Genomic DNA, 18289 nt, shown 5'->3' with positions numbered 1-18289 from the left:
AGGGCGCTTGATCACACCGGCAGAACGGTGGTTGCCTTGATCTCTTCCATGCTGAGAAGGGCGGTGACATTGTAGATCTTCACCTCGGAAATCAGGGCCTGATAAAAGGTGTCATAGGCCCGCGCATTCTTGACCCGCACCTTCAGGATATAATCGATGTCGCCGGCAAGGCGGTGGGCCTCCAGCACCTCTGGCCGTTCACGCAGGGTTTTCAGGAACTTGCGCTGCCAGTCGGCCTCATGCTCACTGGTGCGGATCAGCACGAAGAAACACGCCTCCAGCCCCAGGCTTTCGGCATCCAGAATCGCGGTCTGGCGGGTGATGACGCCCTGCTCTTTCATGCGGCGGATGCGGTTCCACACCGGGGTCTTGGAACTGCCCACCTTGCGGGCGATTTCGTCCAGCGATTGCTCGGCATCGGCCTGAAGCTCGACAAGGATTTTCCGGTCAAGATCGTCCAGTTGGGCCGCCATTCGCCAGTTCTCCTGTTTGATGGAACCAAATTCTTCCACACCGTGGCATCAGAACGAATGTCCTTATCTGCAAGGGTGGCTGGCCGTAAAGTGGGAAAATATCCTATATTGGACAGTGAAAAATGCGAGTCCCCAATGCCAGACCTGCCTGCCCTTGCTGCGCCGACCTCTGCCGTCACCTTTGCGGGTGCCGGGCCGGGTGCGGCCGGGCATCTGACGCTGGCTGCCTTTCAGGCGCTGACCGGGGCGGATGTGGTCATCCATGACCGGCTGGTGGGCGATGAGGTGCTGGCGCTGATCCCGGCCCATGTGGTGCGGATTGATGTGGGCAAGGCGGCCTTTGGCCCCTCGACCGCGCAATCCGACATCAACGCCCTGTTGGTTGCGCAGGCACAGGCGGGGCGCCGTGTGGTCCGTCTGAAGGGCGGCGATTGCGGCATCTTTGGCCGGCTGGACGAAGAGATCGATGCGTTGCAGGCGGCGGGCCTGACCTTTGTCATTTTGCCCGGCCTGACCGCCGCCACCGTGGCCGCCGCCAGCATCGGCCAAAGCCTGACACGCCGGGGCCGCAACACCGGCTTTCGCATCGTGACCGGCCATGACATCGACGGTTTTGCCGAACATGAATGGCGCAGCATGGCGGCGACGGGCGAAGTGGCCGCGATCTACATGGGCAAGAAATCGGCCCGCTTCATCCAAGGCAGGCTGATGATGCACGGGGCCGACCCGGAAACGCCCGCCACGCTGGTTGAAAACGTCAGCCGCGCCAATCAGCGCATCCTGCCCGCCACCCTTGCCACTTTGCCCGAGGCCGCACAGGCCCTTGAAGGCCCCGCCGTCATTCTTTATGGCCTAGCCCCCCGCGCGGCCGCGAAATCCGCCCAGACCCTGAAGGAGGCCCAAGCATGAGCCGCAGCTTCACGCCCAAAGTTGTTACCGCCAACCGCCTGCGCGAAGGCGATGTGGTCTATCTGGCCGCCGATGACCGCTGGACCCAGTTTCACCACGAGGCAGAGCTGATTGACGACGAGGCCCATGCCCAGTTGCGCCTGCTGTTCGCGGCGGCGCAAAAGCTGTATGTCGTCGGCGCCTATCTGGCCGATGCCAAGGCAGGCCCGAACGGCCCCGAACCAACCCATTTCCGCGAGGAGTTCCGCACCCGCGGCCCCTCGAATTACTTCCATGGCAAGCAAGCCGATCACGCGAGCTAATCGATGTATTCCTATTCCGACTTCGACGAAGCCTTCATCCGCAGCCGCGTGGCCCAGTTCACCCAGCAGGTGGAACGCCGCCTTGACGGGTCGCTGACCGAGGACGAGTTTCGCCCCCTGCGCCTGATGAATGGCCTCTACCTGCAACTGCATGCCTACATGCTGCGGGTGGCCATTCCTTACGGCACGCTGAACCCCGGCCAGATGCGCCAGTTGGCCCATATCGCCGACGCCTATGACAAGGGCTATGGCCATTTCACCACCCGCCAGAACATTCAGTTCAACTGGCCCAAGCTGCCCGACGTGCCCGCCATTCTGACGGCGCTGGCCGATGTGGAAATGCACGCCATCCAGACCAGCGGCAACACCGTGCGCAACGTGACGGCCGATCATTTCGCCGGTGCCGCCGCGGATGAGGTGGAAGACCCCCGCCCCTATGCCGAGCTGCTGCGCCAATGGTCCACCGACCACCCCGAGTTCCAGTTCCTGCCCCGCAAGTTCAAGATCGCCATCACCGGTGCCGAGCATGACCGCGCGGTGATTGCGGCCCATGACATCGGGCTGCGCATCGTCAGGAACGACAAGGGCGAGATCGGGTTTCAGGTGCTGGTCGGCGGCGGCCTTGGCCGCACCCCGATGATCGGCATGGTTGTGCGGGAATTCCTGCCGGTGGAAGACCTGCTGCCCTACGTCGAGGCGGTTCTCTCGGTCTACAACACCCTTGGCCGGCGCGATAACAAGTACAAGGCGCGCATCAAGATCACCCTGCACGAGACTGGCAAGGCCGAGATCACCCGGCAAGTTGAAGAACGCTTTGCCGAGCTGCGCCCCCTGTTCGGCGGCAACGATCAAAAGCTGCTGGAAGATATTCGCGAGGCCTTCGCCCCCCCCGCCTATCGCAACGCGCCCATCGATGCCTATACCGCCTTCCACAAGGCCGACCCGGTGTTCCGCGCCTGGGCCGATACCAACCTGACCGCGCACAAGAACGATCAGTATGCGATTGTGACGATCAGCGTGAAGGAACATGGCAAGACACCGGGCGACGCCACCAGCGCCCAGATGCGCGTGATCGCCGATCTCGCCGAGAAATACGGCCATGGCGATATCCGCATCAGCCATGAGCAGAACGTGATCCTGCCGCATGTCCACAAATCGGACCTGCCCGCCATTCATGCCGCACTGGCGCAGGTGGGCCTTGGCACAGCCAACGTCGGCCTGATCAGCGACATCATCGCCTGCCCCGGCATGGATTATTGCGCGCTGGCCACGGCGCGTTCCATCCCGATTGCCGAGGAAATTGCCGTCCGGTTCAAGGAACTGGATCTGGAGCATGAGGTTGGCCCGCTGAAGATCAAGATTTCCGGCTGCATCAATGCCTGCGGGCATCACCATGTCGGTCATATCGGGATTCTGGGTCTGGATCGCGCCGGCGTGGAGAATTACCAGATCACCCTTGGCGGCGACGGCACCGAACAGGCCGCGATTGGCGAAAAGATGGGCCCCGGCTTTGCCTATGATCAGGTGGTGCCCGCCATCGAACGTCTTGTGCGCGCCTATCTGGAAATCCGCTCGGAACCCGCCGAGACCTTCCTGCAAACGGTGCGCCGTGCCGGTCTTGGCCCGTTCAAGACCGCGCTTTACGAAACGGAAGGCGCACAGGATGCCGCGTGACCTGCACACCGGTGACGTTGCCGAACGTGTCGCGGCATTGAACGCGCGCTACAAACACCATTCGGCGACCGCCGTTCTGGAACATGCCCTGAACGATGCCGATCTGGGCCGTGTGGCGCTGGTGTCATCGTTCGGCGCGGAATCGGTGGTGCTGCTGCATCTGGTCTCGGTGCTGGCGCCGGAAACCCCGGTGCTGTTCGTCGATACGCGGATGCTGTTCAAGGAAACGCTGGAATATCAGCGAGAGCTGGCCGAAAAGCTGGCGCTTTGCGACATCCGCACCATCCGCGCCCATCCGAAAAAGGTCGAGTTTGACGACCCCGACGGCACCCTGCACCAGTTCAGCACCGATTCCTGCTGCAACATCCGCAAGGTCGAGCCGCTGGAACGCGCGTTGAAGGATTTCGACGGCTGGATCACCGGCCGCAAACGGTTCCAGAACTCTGACCGTGGCACCATCGACTTTTTTGAAAATGAAGGCGATTTCCGCATCAAGGTGAACCCGCTGGCCCATTGGGGCCGCGAGGATCTTGAGGAATACATGGTCGAAAACCGCCTGCCCCGGCACCCCCTGGTCGCCAAGGGCTATCCGTCCATCGGCTGCGCCCCCTGCACCAGCCCGGTAAAACCCGGCGAAGACCCGCGCGCGGGCCGTTGGCGGGGCCAGTCCAAAACCGAATGCGGCATCCATTTCATCAATGGTCAGGCCGTGCGCCAGACGAAGGATAACGCGCTATGAGCGAGACCGTTCTTGTCACCGATGCGGGCTTTTCCACCCCCGCCCCCGTCACCCCTGTGACTCTGGCCGAGATCGCCAGCCACACCGGTACGCTGGATCTGGCCCACACCGACAACCCCGACGCGGTGGAACCCTATCTGGCCGCCCTCACGCTGATCCGCATCAGCTTTCCGGCGTTCAGCGACGGGCGCGCCTTTACCATCGCGCGCCGCCTGCGCATGGCGGGCTATACCGGAGAGTTGCGCGCCATTGGCCCGGTGATTGCCGACCAATACGCCATGACACGCCGCGTGGGATTTGACAGCGTGGAAATTCCGGCCGAACTGGCCACCCGCCAGCCGGAAGACCAGTGGAAATTTCGCGCCGACTGGAAAGCCCATGACTATCAGTCGCGGCTGAAGGCCTGAGTTCGGGGTTTCCCCCGGCCGACGAACGACGTATCTCGAAAGACGAATGCAATGACCGAAGCGACCGCCATGTCCGACGCCGCCGAAAAGCCTGCCAAGCCGCATCTGCCCGATGCCCAGATTGTCCAGTCGGTGAAACACTGGACCGACCGGCTGTTTTCCTTCCGGGTGGCGCGGCCCAAGACGTTGCGCTTCCGCTCTGGCGAATTCGTGATGATCGGCCTTTTGGGAGAGACGGGCAAGCCGCTTCTGCGGGCCTATTCCATCGCCTCGCCCAGTTGGGATGAAGAGCTGGAGTTCTATTCGATCAAGGTGCCGGATGGCCCCCTGACCAGCCGTTTGCAGCATATCCAGCCGGGGGATGAGATCATCCTGCGGCCCAAACCCGTGGGCACGCTGGTGGTGGATGCGCTGCTGCCGGGCAAGCGGCTGTGGTTCTTGGCCACAGGCACCGGCCTTGCGCCCTTTGCCAGCCTGATGCGCGACCCCGAGGTGTATGAGAAATTCGATCAGGTCATCATGATGCACACCTGCCGTCAGGTGGCCGAGCTGGAATATGGCCGCCAACTGGTCGAGGGGCTGCGGGATGACCCGCTGATCGGCGAGATCGTGGGCGAAAAGCTGCGCTATTACCCCACCACCACGCGGGAAGAGTTTTCGCACATGGGCCGGGTGACCGACAACCTCGCCTCGGGCAAGGTGTTTACCGATCTGGGCCTGCCCAAGATGAACCCGGAAGAAGACCGCGCCATGGTTTGCGGATCTTTGGCATTCAACGTCGATGTGAAGGCGATTCTGGAAGGGTTTGGCCTGCGCGAAGGCGCCAATTCCGATCCGAAGGAATTCGTGGTCGAAAAGGCCTTTGTCGGCGACGGCATCTGACCGGCACCCACAGGCATGTAAAAAGGGACGCCAGATCGCTCTGGCGGCCCTTTTTTATCGCGTCAGGATCAGAGACCCAGCGCCTTTTTCACAGCTTCGATCGCGCCTGGAACCAGGGTCTTGTCGGCAGCAGCCGCATCAACGCCCGATTTCAGCGTGGTCTTGGTCGCATCATCCAGCGCCGAGGCATCGACCAGCGATTTGATCTTGGTGGCGTCGAAATTCGCCGGGTCCAGTGCCGCTGCGGCATCGGAAACAGCGGTGGTAGCGGTAGCAGCAGCATCCGAAGCAGCCTGACCAGCGGTATTGGCGGCATCCGTCGCGGCCTGACCCGCAGCGGCGGCAGCGGCAGCAGCCTCGTCAGCGGCCTTCTTGGCGGCGGCGGCAGCCTCTTCTTCCACTTTCTTGGCGGCAGCGGCAGCTTCGTCCGTCGCGGCCTTGGCAGCAGCAGCAGCGTCTTCCTCGGCCTTTTTGGCGACAGCAGCAGCGTCGTCAGCAGCCTTCATCGCGGCTTCCTGAGCGGGCTTGTAGCTGAACTGATAGTAGCCGCCCGCAGCAAGCAGGATCACCACCAGACCGATGAGAACATTCTTGTTCATGTCATTTTCTCCCATGACCGTAAGGTATTGGTCGAGTTTGTTATGACAGAATTATGCCACAATGGAAAGGCTGGGCAAAGACTGGCTGCGATTCCATCGCAACGGCGGCGGTCCCAGATGACGCAAGGCCGCAAATCCGGTTGAAGCTGGCGGGCGCAACCATTAGATTGCCGCACGCAATTGCCGCCACACAAGGACGAACACCCTGGCCCGCCGCCCCCATAACGCCCCGCCGCAACGCGAAACCGGCCCCCGTATCAATGATCGCATCCGCGCACCCGAAATCCGCCTGATCGGCGCGGACGGCGAAAACGTCGGGGTTGTCACCCCGGCACGCGCGATGGCGATGGCCGAGGAAGCGGGGCTTGATCTGGTCGAGATCTCTCCGAATGCCGAGCCGCCCGTGTGCAAGATCATGGACTTTGGCAAGTTCAAATATGAGACGCAAAAGCGCGAAGCCGAGGCGCGCAAAAAGCAGAAGATCATCGAGATCAAGGAAATCAAGTTCCGTCCGGGCACTGATGACCATGACTATGATGTGAAAATGCGCTCGGTCATGAAGTTTCTGGACGAAGGCGACAAGGTCAAGGTGACCCTGCGCTTTCGGGGCCGCGAAATGGCTCACCAGGAACTGGGGCTTGAACTGCTGAACCGCGTGGCCGCCGATGTCGGCGACAAGGGCAAGATTGAATCCATGCCCCGGCTGGAAGGCCGCCAGATGGTGATGATGGTCGCGCCCAAGTAAGCGCACCGTCATGCGAAGAACCTTCAGGGGGCCGCTGGCCCCCTTTTTCATGTTTGCCCCCATTCATTCACCTTTTCAGTTGAACGAATCTCCCGACCCGTATAATTCATCCATATGGTTGAACAAGAAGACCCCCTTGGTGATGTGCTGAAGGCAGCGGGTGACCCGACCCGCCGCGCGATTCTGACGCTGCTGGCGCAGAACGGCCCGACGCGCGTGACCGAAATTGCCGAACGGTTCGCCACCAGCCTGAACGCCATTTCCAAACACATCATGGTGCTGGAGCGGGCGGGACTGGTGTCGCGGCGCACCGTCTGGCGGGCGCATTACATCGAGGCGACCCTTGGCCCGCTGGCCGGGGTGGAGCAATGGTTTGCCGGGCTTCGTTCGATCTGGGCGCTTCGGCTGGAGGCGCTGGATGCGGTTTTGACACAGGAGGCGCCAGATGGCCCAAGAGATGACAGCAGAGCTGACCCTGACCGTTTCGCGGACCATCCCCGCCCCGGCGGCCCGCGTCTATGACGCCTGGCTGAACCCGGCGGTTCTGGCCCGGTTCATGACCACCTGTGAAGGTGGGCCGGGCGCGCGGGTGACCAACGATCCCCGCGTTGGCGGCAGTTATGAGATTGTGATGCGCGACGGCGACCGCGAAATCCCCCATCACGGCACCTATCTGGAGCTGGTTCCCCATCAGCGCCTGCGGTTCACCTGGCAAAGCCCCCATTCGGTTGAGGGCAGCATGGTCACGATCACCCTGACCCCCGAAGGCGATGCGACCCGCATCGAGCTGCGGCAAGACCGTTTCGCCCACGAAGGCGCGCGCGACGGCCATATCAAGGGCTGGACGGCGATTCTACAGCAGTTGGCAGCCGCGGCCTGACGCAAAATGAATGGGTGATGCGTTACACTTACCCCTCACCCCGACCCTCTCCCCCCAAGGGGAGAGGGCGCGCGCATCGTCGGTCACTTTTGCGCCCTTGACCAATGTAGCCACTCCCTCTCCCCTTGGGGGGAGAGGAGCGGGGTGAGGGGGCATCACGGCTCTCTTGGCTGTGGCCTTTGCGGAATTTCCTTCAAAAGCCCGCCAACCCCCATCGCGGCAATATCGTCATCCGTCACAGCCAGCCCGCAAGCCAGCCGTTCCAGCACCCAATCAGCGCCGTTCAGCGCGGGGCTGCGGGCGCAACCCGGCAGGCCGATGACCGGCCGGTCACCCTGTTCGCCCAGAAACAGCAAGTTGCCGGGATCGACCGGCATCCCGAACCGCGCCACCTGCCCACCCGCCAGCCGCACGCCCTCGGGGGCCGTATCGTAAAGGTCGGATGTGGCCGATCCGGTCAGGATCAGCCCGATCTCGCCCGACAGGTCGCGCAGGGCAGCGGCAATCGCCGGGCTGTCATGCGGCACCACGCGGGTTTCGGCCAGCTCTATGCCCAGCGCCTTCAGCCGCCCTTCCACCACACGGCGACCCTTGGCGGTCAGTTTTTCATCCTGCCCCGGAACTTCGGTCAGGATCAGGCCAGCGGTCTTGCACACCACGGGCAGAATGCGCAGCGCCGCTCGTGCCGCATCGCAGGCCAATGCAAGCGCCTGTTCCGGCACAGCATAGGCGATGATCTTGACCGTTCCGGCCAGCATTCCGGGCGTCACGCGCTGCAAGGGCGGCAGCGTGGCCAGCGTGATCGCCGGATGAATGCGGTTCAGCCGCAAGACGGCGGCGGCATCAATCACAGCCAGCCCGGCATGGGCGGCGTTCAGGTTCACGCGCCCGGTAAAGGCGCGTCCCACCACCAGCCCCTGCTCCGCGGCATCGGGCACCAAGGCGGCGGCCAGCCGGGCGGCGGCGGCATCTTCGGCCACATCGCCCAAATCAAGCCGGGCAACGATCACCTCGGCCACCCCCCCCTGCCGCAGCAGAGCCAAATCGGCAGCAGCCAGAACCATGCCCTTGCGCAACCGCCCATCGGTCAAGGGCACCGAATGGGCCAGAATCGCCCCCTCTGCCTGATCCAGCGGAACGGGGCCGAACCTCATCCCTTCCTCAGCTTTTCGGTGATCTGCGCCATGATCGACACCGCAATTTCGGCGGGCGATTTCGCGCCGATATCCAGACCCACGGGCGCATGGATGCGGGCAATGTCCGCCTCGGCAAAGCCCTCGGCCCGCAAGCGTTCCAACCGCTTGGCATGGGTGCGTGTGGACCCGAGGCACCCCAGATAGAACACCGGCGACCGCAGGGCGATGCGGATCGCAGGGTCATCCAGCTTGGGGTCGTGGGTCAGCGTCACCACCGCCATGCGGGCATCGGGCCGCAACGCCGCCAGCGCCTCATCCGGCCAATCTTCCAGAATTGTCTCGCCCGGAAAGCGCTCGGCGCTGCCAAAAGCGCCGCGCGGGTCGATCAGCACCGGATCATAGCCACAGGCCCGCGCCATCGGTATCAGCGGCTGCGCGATATGCACCGCCCCCACCACCACCAGCCGCAAGGGCGGATTATGCGGGGCGATGAAACGGCCATCCTCTTCGCGGCCCGCCTTGTCGCTGCGCAGCCGCGCATCGGCCAAAACATCATCGCCGGGCGACAACAGCCACCGATCCCAGCTTTCAAGGTTCACCGCATAGGCCACCCGCTGGCGCGCGGCGCGGGCCGCCACCAGCGCCGCCAGCATCTCGACCGGCAGGCCCTGCCCCACGGGTTCAACCAGAACCCGGATCGTGCCACCACAGGCCAGCCCAACCGCAAAGGCGGTTTCATCCGAGACGCCAAAGGTCAGCAGGCGGCTTTTACCATCGCGCAGCGCCTCTTCCGCCTCGGTCACCACCGCGCCCTCGACACAGCCGCCCGAGACAGAGCCCATCATCGCCCCGTCGCCCGCCACAACCAGTTGGCTGCCCGCCTGACGCGGTGCCGAGCCCCAGGTTTCCACCACCGTCGCCAACACTGCCCCCCGCCCGGCGCGGTGCCAATCAAGGGCAATTTCGGGAATGTCGTTCTGTTCCATGCGTTCTCCCCGCCGTGCAATCTGCCCCGTCGGAGTGGCAGCGGCCATTGTCCAAAGGTCGCGCATGACAAGGCCCCGAGGCAAGCACCCCGGGGCCCTTTCTCGATGAATTGCGGTTTACTTGCCGGTTTTCATCAGGGGCGTGATCACCCGCACCACCACCCGGCGGTTCGCGCGCTCATCCCTTTGAGTGTCGATCAGCAATTCGCTTTCGCCATAGCCCTGCACCACCATATTTTCGGGCGGAATGTCGAAATATTCCGTCAGTGCCAGCGCCACCGATTCCGCACGCCGGTCAGACAGGGCAAGGTTCATGGCCGCATCGCCAACAGCATCGGTGTGGCCTTCGATCAAGAACACCTCGCCGGGGTTCGCCGCAAGCAGATCCTGCATAAGACCGCCCAGTTCGGCCATGTTATCCGCCTCTCCGGCCTTGATCGCCGATTTGCCAGAATCGAAGGTGACGTTATCGACGTCGATCGTGGCCGCCAGCGCCCGCACTTCGGGAATTTCGCGGATCTGGCGCAGGCTGAACTTGCGGCCTGCCTTGCCGGCCTCTTTCGCCGCCAGCGCCGCCTTCAGTGCCGCATTCTCGTCCGAGGTCGAGATCGTCACCCGGTCCTTGCGCGGCTTGGGCAGCTTGGTCACGATGACGGGTTCTTCTTCCCAGAAATCGTCGATCAGCACGATTTCGCGGCCATGCCGGTCGTATTGCGTGCGGCGCAGCACCCGGCCAGAGGCATCGCGGATGGTGACAATCTGGGTACCGTCGCGGCGTTCGACGATGCTGCGGGTTGAACCGTCGCGGTAGGTTTCGGTCCGCACGGTCGAACCGGGGCGGCGCAGAATGGTGTCGTCGTCCTTATAGACCTCATAGGTGCCATCGGGGCGCAGCACCACGATGCGGTCGCCAGTGTTCGACACCACGCGGCGTTCATCCTGACGACCCTGATTGATGATGGTGCCAACCACCAGCGCGCCCAGAACCACCAGACCCACCTTTTCAAGGTCGGACAGGCCGGATTTCTTGCCATCCTTCAGCATCAGCGGCGGGGCGGCGAATTCCTGATCCGAGCGACGGCTGTCGCGGTCGGTCAGGGTTTCCACCTGCACGGCGGCATCCTTGGGCGCAGGCAGATCGCCCAACTTGCCCAGATCCCCCTCAGACGCGGGGGGCACATGGGTTTCTGCCAAAGCGGCGGCTTCCAACCCCTCGGGCTTGACCGAATTGGGGTCTGCCAGAATTTCTGACAGGTTTTCCACTTGGGTCGGCGTCACCTCTGGCGCATCGACCGGGGTGGTTTCGGTCGCCGCAGGATCGGGTTCGGCGGTGGCAAGGCCGGCTGCCGGATCGGTGACATCGGCACTGGGTTCCGGCAGGGTCAGCGTAGCCGGAGCGGTCTCTTCCGCAGCCTGTTCGGGGGTGGCGGTGGCGGCAGGATCGGTTGCCGGGTCCGTCGATTGCTCGCCGGTTGCCGATTGATCGGCTGGTGCGGCATCGGTTGCGGGGGCTTCGGTTCCCGCAGCTTCGGTTCCAGTTGCCGCCTCACCCGTGGCGGGCAGGGTCAGTTGCCCGTCAGCGGCGGGTTCCTCGGTGGTGGAGGCTTCACCCGTGGCTGCCTCGCCGGTGGCTGCATCCCCGGTCTCCGCAGGCTGATCGGTCACAGCCGGGGTATCGGGGGCGGCGGTCTCGGCGGTGGCGGGGTCTTCGGTCGCGGGGGTATCTGTCGCGGGGGTTTCGGCCGTGGTGTCCGCAGGGGCCGGGATCACAACCGCAGGCTCTTCGGCTGCCGGTTCTGTCGTTGCGGGCGCATCGGTGGCGGCTTGGGATTTGGCAGCCTCTTCTGCGGCTTTTGCATCCGCATCCGCTTGGGCAGCCGCATCGGCAGCGGCCTGAGCGGCGGCGGCCTCTTCGGCGGCCTTGGCGTCCGCCTCGGCTTGCAGGCGCGCGGCCTCGTCCGCGGCGGCTTGCGCCTCGGCCTGAGCTTGTGCTTCTGCTTGGGCGGCGGCTTCTGCTTGGGCGGCGGCTTCAGCCTCGGCCTGCGCCTGTGCTTCAGCTTGGGCCTGCGCCTCGGCCTGGGCTGCAGCTTCCGCTTCGGCTTGGGCGCGGGCCGCCTCTTCGGCGGCGGCCTGTTCCGCAGCCGCTTGGGCGGCGGCGGCCTCTTCGGCAGCGCGGGCCTCGGCTTCGGCCTGGGCCCGGGCGGCTTCTTCGGCGGCGGCCTGCGCGGCCCCGTTGTCACTTGGCTGGCAATTGGCATCCTGCGACGGGTCGCATTGCACGGTGCCTTCGGTTTGCGCCCAAAGCGGCCAGGGTTGCACAGGCGTCAGCGCCAAAGACAGCGCGGTGGTCGATCCAAGAAGTCTTTTCATCTCAAAGTCCTTTCCGGTTGCCGGAGCCGCCGATTCCATGGCGAGCAGCTTGCACGGGCTTCACGCATAAGAAAATGGCATTGCACGGCTGATATGCCATAACAGGCAGCGACTTGCCGCCTGTCAGGCGATAGCGGGGGCCAAAAGACGCATCAGCCGGGCCTTTTCGCCGCCATCATCGGCATCCGAGATCGCTCGGCCAAGTGCGCCCAGCGAAGCGATGGAATGGCCCGCGCGAAAGCTGTCAACATGGGGCAGAAGGGCGCGGATGCCCGCAGCCTTGGGCGCAAACCCGTCCCAGCGCAGCAGCGGGTTGACCCAGATCAGCCGGCGGCAAGACAGGTGCAGGCGCTGCGCCTCGGCGGCCAGTTGGCCCGCGTCATCCCGGTCAAGGCCATCGGTGATCAGCAGCACCACCGCCCCCTGCCCCAGCACGCGCCGCGACCAGTCGCGGTTGAAGGCGCGCAAGCTGGCACCGATGCGGGTGCCGCCAGACCAGTCCTGCGCCTCTGCCCCGGCTGCGGCCAGCGCCTGATCAACATCGCGCCGCGCCAGATGGCGGGTGATGTTGGTCAGGCGGGTGCCAAAGGTAAAGGCGTGAACCCGTGCCCAGCCCTGCCCCTTGCGGTTGGCCACGCTATGCACGAACTGCAACGCCATGCGGCTATATTGGCTCATCGAGCCCGAAATATCGCACAGCACCACCAGATTGGGCCAGCGGATCCGGGGCTGGCGGTGGCGGAGGGCCAGAACCTCGCCCTCGGTGCGCAGGGCGGCGCGAAAGGTGGCGCGCGGGTCGATCCGTGGCCCGGCCGCGGCGGCCTGCATCCGCCGGGTGGGCAGGGGTTTCACGGGCAGCGACAGGCTGGCCAGCATCCGCTTTGCCTCGGCCATCTCTTCGACCGACATCAGTTCGAAGTCGAGCGTCTTCAGCCGTTCTTCGGCGCTGGCGGTGGCGGTCGCGTCAATCTCGATCTGGGGGTCGGGTTCCTTGGTGGGCAGGTCGGGGGCCGGAGGGGTCGCCCCATCGAGCAGCGCCTGCGCCGCGCGCTTTTCGGCGGCAACGGCGGCGCGGTCGGGCTGTGCGCCGCGCACCTGCGGCAACAGGAACGACATCATGTGTTCCAGATACTGTGGGTCACGCCAGAACAGGCGGAAGACCTGATCAAAGACCGCCCGTTCCTCGGGGCGGGAAACGAGGCAGGCATGCAGCGTCCAATAAAAATCCTCGCGCCGGGTAAAGCCCGCCGCCTCGACCGCACGGATGGCGTCGATCACGCGGGCGGGACCGACCGGCAGGCCCGCCTTGCGCAAGGCGCGAGCAAAATGCGTGATGTTCTGCGGCAGTTTGCCTGCGGGTGGCAGAGGTGGCGCGGCTGTCATCTGTCGGCGGCGGGGGTTTCACACCCCCGCACCCCCGTGGGATATTTATGAACAGATGAAAGGGTCATCCGATTGCCGCGACGCGGGCAAGGTTCTGGGCGTGGATCGCCTCGTAGGGTTGGAAGTAGTGCAGGTGGCCTGCGTCAAGATGGGGTTTCAGCAAGTCAGGCAGCGGGCGGGCGGCGCGACGGTCGATCAGCGCGCGGGTGTAATCGGCAGTGGCCGTGATCAGGCCGGGGGGATAGCCGCCCGTGGCGATGATGTCGGGGGAGCCGTGGTTGGGCAACACCTTTGCCGGGTTAAGTGTGGCAAGGCGGGCCAGATCGGCAACATGGCTTTCAAGATATTCAACTTCGCCGACATAGGTGACGCAATCTTCCACCGTATCGCCCGCCAACAGAATGCCGCGATCCGGCAACCAGATTATGGTGGCATCATCGGAATGGATGTTGAAGGTAAGCAGTTCGACCCTTTCGCCAAAGCCTTCAAGCGCAAGGAGGTGATCAAAGATTCGCGTCGGCAGGATCAGGGGGTTGATTGCCGGGGCACCGTGGAAACTGCCATCCTCGATGGCTGATTTGTGGGTCAAGAGATGCGCAGCGGTGCGGGTGTTGGCGATGACCTCGCAATCGGCGAAAGCCTCGGTTCCGGCCACATGATCAAGGTGCCAGTGCGACAGCACGACGGTGAAGTGGCGAATGCCCCTGTCCTTCAGGTACTTGCGGATGAAACGGGCGCGGTCGGGGGCGACATGGGTGTCATAGACCAGCGCATGGTCGCCCGCGAGCAGGGCATAGCTGGCGATGCCCAAGGACAACGCGCCATCATCGACCCAGTTTTCCTGCGGCAGATAGCGGACACCATCGCGCCCTTCGTAAAAGCCAAGGATACCGGGGGCGGGTTCCAGAATCCTCATGCCGCCAGCCCCTTGCGCACCTGATCTAGGAGCTTTGTCGCCTCCAGCCCCGCAATCTTTTGAATATCGTCCTGATATTTCAGGATCGCTCCCAGCGTGTCGGCGATGACCTCTGGCGACAGCGACACCACATCCAGCGCCAGCAGGCATTTCGCCCAGTCGATGGTTTCGGCCACGCCGGGGCGTTTGAACAGGTCTTCGCCGCGCAGACGTTGAACGAAGGCCACCACCTCTCGGGACAGGGCCTCGGTCGCCTCTGGCACGCGGGCGTGCAGAATTTCCAGCTCTCGGTCAAAGGCCGGGTAATCGACCCAGTGGTAAAGGCAGCGGCGTTTCAGCGCGTCATGCACTTCGCGGGTGCGGTTCGAGGTGAGGATGACGATGGGCGGTTCGGGTGCCCTGATGGTGCCCAGTTCGGGGATGGTGACCTGAAAATCCGACAGCGCCTCCAGCAGGAAGGCCTCGAACGGTTCATCGGTGCGGTCCAGCTCGTCAATCAGCAGCACGGGCGCGCCGCCGGGTTGCGGGCGCATCGCGGCCAGTAGCGGGCGTTCGATCAGGAACTCTTCGGTGAACAGGCTGGCGCGGCCCTCGGCCTCGCCCGTCCTGACCGCGATCATCTGGGCGGCGAAATTCCATTCGGCGACCGCGCTGGCCTGATCCAGCCCTTCATAGCATTGCAGGCGGATCAGACGGCGGCCCAGTGCCTGCGCGATGACCTTGGCAATCTCGGTCTTGCCCACCCCGGCCTCGCCCTCCAGAAACAGCGGGCGGCCAAGGCGCAGGGCGAGGAAAACCACAGTGGACAGCGCGCGAGAGGCGACATAGCCGTTTTCCACCAGAAGGATCTCAACGGCATCTATCGAAGCGGGTAGCTGGGTCACATCTGGCCTCCATCGCGGGCAGCGCCATGCTGGACGGGTGACGCGCGGCGGTCAATGGCGGGCGGTGACGCACGCGACCAAAGCATGGTGCTTGCGCCCCCCTGTCCGCCCGTTCAATCTGCCGCCATGCAAGCGACCGCCATCCTGACCGTCAAGAACGAGGCCGCCTTCCTGCTGGAATGGCTGGCCCATCACCGGACCTGCGGGTTCAGCCATGTGCTGGCTTTTTCCAACGATTGCAGCGACGGCACCGATGCCATGCTGGACCGGCTGGCCGAAATGGGTTGGCTGACCCATATCCGCAACGAAGGCCCGCACGATCAGGGCCCGCAGTGGAGCGCCCTGAAACGGGCCGAGGGGCATCCGGCATTGCGGGATGCCGATTGGCTGGCCGTGCTGGATGTGGATGAATTCGTCAATATCCATGTCGGGGACAGGACACTGGCCGCGCTGATCGGCACGCTGCCACAGGCCGATGCGATTGCGATGACGTGGCGAATGTTCGGCAATTGTGGCGTGGTTGATGCGGCGGGCCGCGGCGTTCTGGAAACATTCCAGCGCGCCGCCCCCGCGACGCTGGCCTGGCCCTGGCGGGCGCAGCAGTTCAAGACGCTGTTTCGCAACCAGGGCATCTGGCGCAAACCGGGCGTCCATCGGCCACGCGGCCTGATGCCCGGCCAAAGCCCGCGCTGGTATGACGGATCGGGCCGCGAAGTGCCCGATCTGGCCAAGGGCAGCCGCAGCTTTTCCGACTATAGCCGCGACAATTACGCTTTGGTGCAACTGAACCACTATGCCCTTGGTTCCATGGAAGATTATCTGCTGAAATGTGACCGCGGCCGCGCCAATCGCGAGGCTTCGGGCTTTGACATGGGCTATTGGATCGACCGCAATTTCTGCGAGGTCGAGGACCGCACGATCCTTGCCACCGACAGCCACGCGCTGCGCGAGGAATTGCACCGCGACCGGGTTCTTGGCCCCCTGCACAAGCAAGCCTTGGAGTGGCGAAAAACCCGGTTTCAGGCGCTGATGCAGGCCGAACCATGGCGCGCTCTGTTTGGGCGGCTGCTGATGTCGGGGCCGACCCGGATTCTCGACAAGGCCATGGCAAATTTAATCATTTCTCACGCTGCACGCGCGGAAAATTCAAAAAAACAACCCTAGGTCGCGTCAGACTGCTGGCCCGAAACAATGTTTCCCGACTGTTCGCCACAGCCCGCCGTTGCTTGCCGCAATGTGACTTGCCCCTCGTCCTGCCCCGGCCCAAATTCGACCAACATTGACCCCGCTTTATCTGCCGAACATTTAACGGAACGGAATCGAATGCCCTATCCTGCCTCCAGCCTTGCAAAGGTTGCCGACGCACCAGATCGCGACGGCTGGCTGGAGGCTATTGAGGAGCTGACCGAGGATGAAGGCTACATCCATCCGCTGGGGGCAAAGCACTGGGCCTTTTTCACCGATGAAGGGCGCGACCTGCTGGTTACGTTCGAAACGATTGACTCGGTCCGCGCCCGTGCAGGGCAGATGCCCTTCGGCCATGATGTGGCCGTGCGCAACGGCTGGTCGCAGCTTTGCCTGATCAGCGATGGCGACACCTGGTTCCGCGACCCGGCTGTGTACCGCTTTTTCGACCGTCAGGTGGATGACGCCTTTTTCGAAGATTTCAACCGCGTGCTGTTTTATGGCGTCGGACCCGGGGGCTATGCCGCCTGCGCCTTTGCCCTGACTGCGCCGGGGTCTCGGGTGCTGGCGCTGGCACCCCATGCCACGCAAAACCCGGTGCAGGCCAGTTGGGACCACCGGTATCCCGCTGCGCGCCTGCTGGATTTCACCAGCCGCTATGGCTATGCCCCCGACATGACCGAGGGCTGCGGCCATGTCACGCTGATGCTGGACCCGACGGTTGATGACGATGCGATGCATGCGGCCCTGTTCCGCGCGCCTTGGGTCACGCGGCTCTCTACCCGTTATCTGGGTGACCGGATCGAACCGGCGCTGACACGGCTGGGCCTGCTGCCCGATTTTGTTGAAATGGCCATGGCAGGCAGGCTGTCCGAAAGCAGCTTTGGCAAGCTGTGGCGCAAGCGGCGCAACTTTGGCCCCTACCTGCACGCCCTGCTGGACAGGACCGAAAGCCGTGGCCATGAAACGCTGGCGCTGATGGTCTGCAAATCGGTGGTGACGCGCCTGAAGGCCCCGCGCTTCATCCGGCGGATGGAACGCATGATGAAGGCGCGCGCCGACAAGACCACGCCCGCTCCCGCAGAGGCCGATCAGCCGGGCTAAAAGCTGTCGGCGATCCGGGCCAGAGTCTCGGTCCGCTCGCGGGTCAAAGCCGCCATGCAGCCATAGACCAGCAAGGGTTCAGCGCTGCCGCCGCGCATCGGATATCCCTCGGCCTTGCACTCTGCATCGCGAAAGGTGATCCAGGCGCGCTGTGCCTCGCGCAGAGCCTTTTCGCCGCCCTTCAACTCGGCCGGCAATTCGGCATCTGCGGCCTTAAGCGCGGCCAGCACCTTTGGCCAGACGGCGTTCAACTGGTCATCCGCCACCTGCCAATCCTGCACCGCGCAAATGTTCAGATCGGACTGCGCCATTGCATTGGTGCAATCGATCTCTTCTGCCATCGCCCCCGTCGCAGACAGCGCCAGAAGCATGGCGAAACCGGCGCCCCTCATCCCTTGGTCAACCGCTTTGCATTAGCCTTTGTGCGCTGACGATAGGGCGCAATCGCCGCCGAGGCGACCTGCGCCGGAGTGGCCCCCCGCAAGCCCGCCATCATGGCGGCCTGCATCGAATCCTGGCTGGCCGCCATCTTTTCCGTGACCATCCGCAGCGATTCCTTGGCCGGCATCGGCCACAGCCCCGCCATGCCCGCAAGGCGGATACCAATCACCATCTGCGCCTCTGCCAGCATCATGCTGGCCTCGACCGAAGGCTTCAGCAAATCGAAAAACGTGGGAAATCGCATCATGGCCTCCAATTGGATCGGCCTACAGTA

General features: G+C 64.0%; 21 protein-coding genes. 11 read left to right on the top strand and 10 right to left on the bottom strand.

What is annotated here, in order from left to right; translation table 11 throughout:
* Positions 1–11: 11 nt before the first annotated feature.
* Positions 12–473 (bottom strand): Lrp/AsnC family transcriptional regulator, encoded by a 462-nt coding sequence (locus JI744_RS06405; RefSeq protein ID WP_202658880.1) that lies wholly within the window; start codon positions 471–473, stop codon positions 12–14.
* 135 nt (positions 474–608) lie between these two features.
* Between JI744_RS06405 and cobA the strand changes: the two genes are divergently transcribed.
* From cobA to JI744_RS06375, 6 genes are read left to right on the top strand one after another with little or no spacing between them, the layout of a single operon-like run.
* The gene (cobA, locus tag JI744_RS06400; protein ID WP_202658879.1) at positions 609–1382 is read left to right on the top strand and encodes a uroporphyrinogen-III C-methyltransferase; all 774 of its coding nucleotides are present in this window, start codon (positions 609–611) and stop codon (positions 1380–1382) included.
* Positions 1379–1684 (top strand): DUF2849 domain-containing protein, encoded by a 306-nt coding sequence (locus JI744_RS06395; protein ID WP_202658878.1) that lies wholly within the window; start codon positions 1379–1381, stop codon positions 1682–1684. Before cobA ends, JI744_RS06395 begins: the two co-directional genes overlap by 4 nt.
* A 3-nt stretch (positions 1685–1687) precedes the next feature.
* Positions 1688–3358 carry a nitrite/sulfite reductase gene (locus JI744_RS06390; RefSeq protein WP_202658877.1) on the top strand — a complete coding sequence of 557 codons (1671 nt, stop codon included), beginning with the start codon at positions 1688–1690 and terminating at the stop codon, positions 3356–3358.
* Positions 3348–4097, top strand: a complete 750-nt coding sequence (locus JI744_RS06385; protein WP_202658876.1) for a phosphoadenylyl-sulfate reductase — start codon at positions 3348–3350, stop codon at positions 4095–4097. Before JI744_RS06390 ends, JI744_RS06385 begins: the two co-directional genes overlap by 11 nt.
* On the top strand, positions 4094–4504 hold the full coding sequence (locus JI744_RS06380; protein ID WP_202658875.1) for a DUF934 domain-containing protein: 411 nt from the start codon (positions 4094–4096) through the stop codon (positions 4502–4504). The genes JI744_RS06385 and JI744_RS06380 overlap by 4 nt, the downstream gene beginning before the upstream one ends.
* A gap of 51 nt (positions 4505–4555) precedes the next feature.
* Positions 4556–5386, top strand: coding sequence for a ferredoxin--NADP reductase (locus tag JI744_RS06375; protein WP_202658874.1), 831 nt, complete (start codon positions 4556–4558; stop codon positions 5384–5386).
* Between the two features lie 68 nt (positions 5387–5454).
* Here JI744_RS06375 and JI744_RS06370 read toward each other — a convergent pair whose 3' ends face one another.
* The gene (locus JI744_RS06370) at positions 5455–5985 is read right to left on the bottom strand and encodes a hypothetical protein (RefSeq protein ID WP_202658873.1); all 531 of its coding nucleotides are present in this window, start codon (positions 5983–5985) and stop codon (positions 5455–5457) included.
* A 166-nt stretch (positions 5986–6151) separates the two neighbouring features.
* Here JI744_RS06370 and infC point away from each other — a divergent pair, with 166 nt between their 5' ends.
* From infC to JI744_RS06355, 3 genes are all read left to right on the top strand, one after another.
* Entirely contained in the window at positions 6152–6730 is a 579-nt protein-coding gene (infC, locus tag JI744_RS06365; RefSeq protein ID WP_456237458.1) for a translation initiation factor IF-3, read from the top strand.
* Positions 6731–6844: 114 nt separating this feature from the next.
* On the top strand, positions 6845–7252 hold the full coding sequence (locus JI744_RS06360) for an ArsR/SmtB family transcription factor (RefSeq protein WP_202658872.1): 408 nt from the start codon (positions 6845–6847) through the stop codon (positions 7250–7252).
* Positions 7176–7610: an SRPBCC family protein gene (locus JI744_RS06355; RefSeq protein WP_236019300.1), complete on the top strand. Its 435-nt coding sequence runs from the start codon at positions 7176–7178 to the stop codon at positions 7608–7610. Before JI744_RS06360 ends, JI744_RS06355 begins: the two co-directional genes overlap by 77 nt.
* A gap of 155 nt (positions 7611–7765) precedes the next feature.
* Here JI744_RS06355 and JI744_RS06350 read toward each other — a convergent pair whose 3' ends face one another.
* The 6 genes from JI744_RS06350 to JI744_RS06325 all read right to left on the bottom strand — a co-directional run bounded on the left by JI744_RS06350 (position 7766) and on the right by JI744_RS06325 (position 15285).
* Positions 7766–8764, bottom strand: coding sequence for a molybdopterin-binding protein (locus JI744_RS06350; RefSeq protein ID WP_202658871.1), 999 nt, complete (start codon positions 8762–8764; stop codon positions 7766–7768).
* Complete coding sequence (locus JI744_RS06345) at positions 8761–9732, bottom strand: XdhC family protein (protein WP_202659341.1); 972 nt, start codon at positions 9730–9732, stop codon at positions 8761–8763. The genes JI744_RS06350 and JI744_RS06345 overlap by 4 nt, the downstream gene beginning before the upstream one ends.
* Before the next feature lie 117 nt (positions 9733–9849).
* Complete coding sequence (locus JI744_RS06340; protein WP_202658870.1) at positions 9850–12102, bottom strand: OmpA family protein; 2253 nt, start codon at positions 12100–12102, stop codon at positions 9850–9852.
* A 123-nt stretch (positions 12103–12225) separates the two neighbouring features.
* Positions 12226–13485, bottom strand: coding sequence for a vWA domain-containing protein (locus tag JI744_RS06335; protein ID WP_202658869.1), 1260 nt, complete (start codon positions 13483–13485; stop codon positions 12226–12228).
* Between the two features lie 64 nt (positions 13486–13549).
* A complete protein-coding gene (locus JI744_RS06330) occupies positions 13550–14401 on the bottom strand; it encodes an MBL fold metallo-hydrolase (RefSeq protein WP_202658868.1) in 852 nt (283 codons plus the stop codon).
* Positions 14398–15285 (bottom strand): AAA family ATPase, encoded by an 888-nt coding sequence (locus tag JI744_RS06325; protein ID WP_202658867.1) that lies wholly within the window; start codon positions 15283–15285, stop codon positions 14398–14400. Before JI744_RS06325 ends, JI744_RS06330 begins: the two co-directional genes overlap by 4 nt.
* A 126-nt stretch (positions 15286–15411) precedes the next feature.
* Here JI744_RS06325 and JI744_RS06320 point away from each other — a divergent pair, with 126 nt between their 5' ends.
* Both JI744_RS06320 and JI744_RS06315 read left to right on the top strand, forming a co-directional pair.
* A complete protein-coding gene (locus JI744_RS06320) occupies positions 15412–16449 on the top strand; it encodes a glycosyltransferase family 2 protein (protein WP_202658866.1) in 1038 nt (345 codons plus the stop codon).
* A 159-nt stretch (positions 16450–16608) separates the two neighbouring features.
* Positions 16609–17574 (top strand): phosphoadenosine phosphosulfate reductase, encoded by a 966-nt coding sequence (locus tag JI744_RS06315; RefSeq protein ID WP_202658865.1) that lies wholly within the window; start codon positions 16609–16611, stop codon positions 17572–17574.
* On the opposite strand, the gene JI744_RS06310 is transcribed toward JI744_RS06315, so the two are convergent.
* Positions 17571–17945 carry a lysozyme inhibitor LprI family protein gene (locus JI744_RS06310; RefSeq protein ID WP_236019299.1) on the bottom strand — a complete coding sequence of 125 codons (375 nt, stop codon included), beginning with the start codon at positions 17943–17945 and terminating at the stop codon, positions 17571–17573. The two genes, JI744_RS06315 and JI744_RS06310, sit on opposite strands and share 4 nt — an antisense overlap.
* 17 nt (positions 17946–17962) lie before the next feature.
* Positions 17963–18259 carry a hypothetical protein gene (locus JI744_RS06305; RefSeq protein WP_202658864.1) on the bottom strand — a complete coding sequence of 99 codons (297 nt, stop codon included), beginning with the start codon at positions 18257–18259 and terminating at the stop codon, positions 17963–17965.
* Positions 18260–18289: the final 30 nt, after the last annotated feature.

The organism is Fuscibacter oryzae (assembly GCF_016765795.1).
Taxonomy (GTDB): domain Bacteria; phylum Pseudomonadota; class Alphaproteobacteria; order Rhodobacterales; family Rhodobacteraceae; genus Fuscibacter; species Fuscibacter oryzae.
Note: the sequence above shows the minus strand (reverse complement) of the source record. Positions and strands in the feature narration are given on the sequence as shown.

Coding starts and splice junctions, on each gene's coding strand:
- JI744_RS06375 (WP_202658874.1), top strand. CDS start 4,556: ATGACCGAAGCGACCGCCATGTCCGACGCCGCCGAAAAGCCTGCCAAG.
- JI744_RS06315 (WP_202658865.1), top strand. CDS start 16,609: ATGCCCTATCCTGCCTCCAGCCTTGCAAAGGTTGCCGACGCACCAGAT.
- JI744_RS06370 (WP_202658873.1), bottom strand. CDS start 5,985: ATGAACAAGAATGTTCTCATCGGTCTGGTGGTGATCCTGCTTGCTGCG.
- JI744_RS06390 (WP_202658877.1), top strand. CDS start 1,688: ATGTATTCCTATTCCGACTTCGACGAAGCCTTCATCCGCAGCCGCGTG.
- JI744_RS06345 (WP_202659341.1), bottom strand. CDS start 9,732: ATGGAACAGAACGACATTCCCGAAATTGCCCTTGATTGGCACCGCGCC.
- JI744_RS06310 (WP_236019299.1), bottom strand. CDS start 17,945: ATGCTTCTGGCGCTGTCTGCGACGGGGGCGATGGCAGAAGAGATCGAT.
- JI744_RS06360 (WP_202658872.1), top strand. CDS start 6,845: ATGGTTGAACAAGAAGACCCCCTTGGTGATGTGCTGAAGGCAGCGGGT.
- cobA (WP_202658879.1), top strand. CDS start 609: ATGCCAGACCTGCCTGCCCTTGCTGCGCCGACCTCTGCCGTCACCTTT.
- JI744_RS06320 (WP_202658866.1), top strand. CDS start 15,412: ATGCAAGCGACCGCCATCCTGACCGTCAAGAACGAGGCCGCCTTCCTG.
- JI744_RS06350 (WP_202658871.1), bottom strand. CDS start 8,764: ATGAGGTTCGGCCCCGTTCCGCTGGATCAGGCAGAGGGGGCGATTCTG.
- JI744_RS06405 (WP_202658880.1), bottom strand. CDS start 473: ATGGCGGCCCAACTGGACGATCTTGACCGGAAAATCCTTGTCGAGCTT.
- JI744_RS06330 (WP_202658868.1), bottom strand. CDS start 14,401: ATGAGGATTCTGGAACCCGCCCCCGGTATCCTTGGCTTTTACGAAGGG.
- JI744_RS06355 (WP_236019300.1), top strand. CDS start 7,176: ATGGCCCAAGAGATGACAGCAGAGCTGACCCTGACCGTTTCGCGGACC.
- JI744_RS06385 (WP_202658876.1), top strand. CDS start 3,348: ATGCCGCGTGACCTGCACACCGGTGACGTTGCCGAACGTGTCGCGGCA.
- JI744_RS06335 (WP_202658869.1), bottom strand. CDS start 13,485: ATGACAGCCGCGCCACCTCTGCCACCCGCAGGCAAACTGCCGCAGAAC.
- JI744_RS06305 (WP_202658864.1), bottom strand. CDS start 18,259: ATGCGATTTCCCACGTTTTTCGATTTGCTGAAGCCTTCGGTCGAGGCC.
- JI744_RS06380 (WP_202658875.1), top strand. CDS start 4,094: ATGAGCGAGACCGTTCTTGTCACCGATGCGGGCTTTTCCACCCCCGCC.
- JI744_RS06395 (WP_202658878.1), top strand. CDS start 1,379: ATGAGCCGCAGCTTCACGCCCAAAGTTGTTACCGCCAACCGCCTGCGC.
- JI744_RS06340 (WP_202658870.1), bottom strand. CDS start 12,102: ATGAAAAGACTTCTTGGATCGACCACCGCGCTGTCTTTGGCGCTGACG.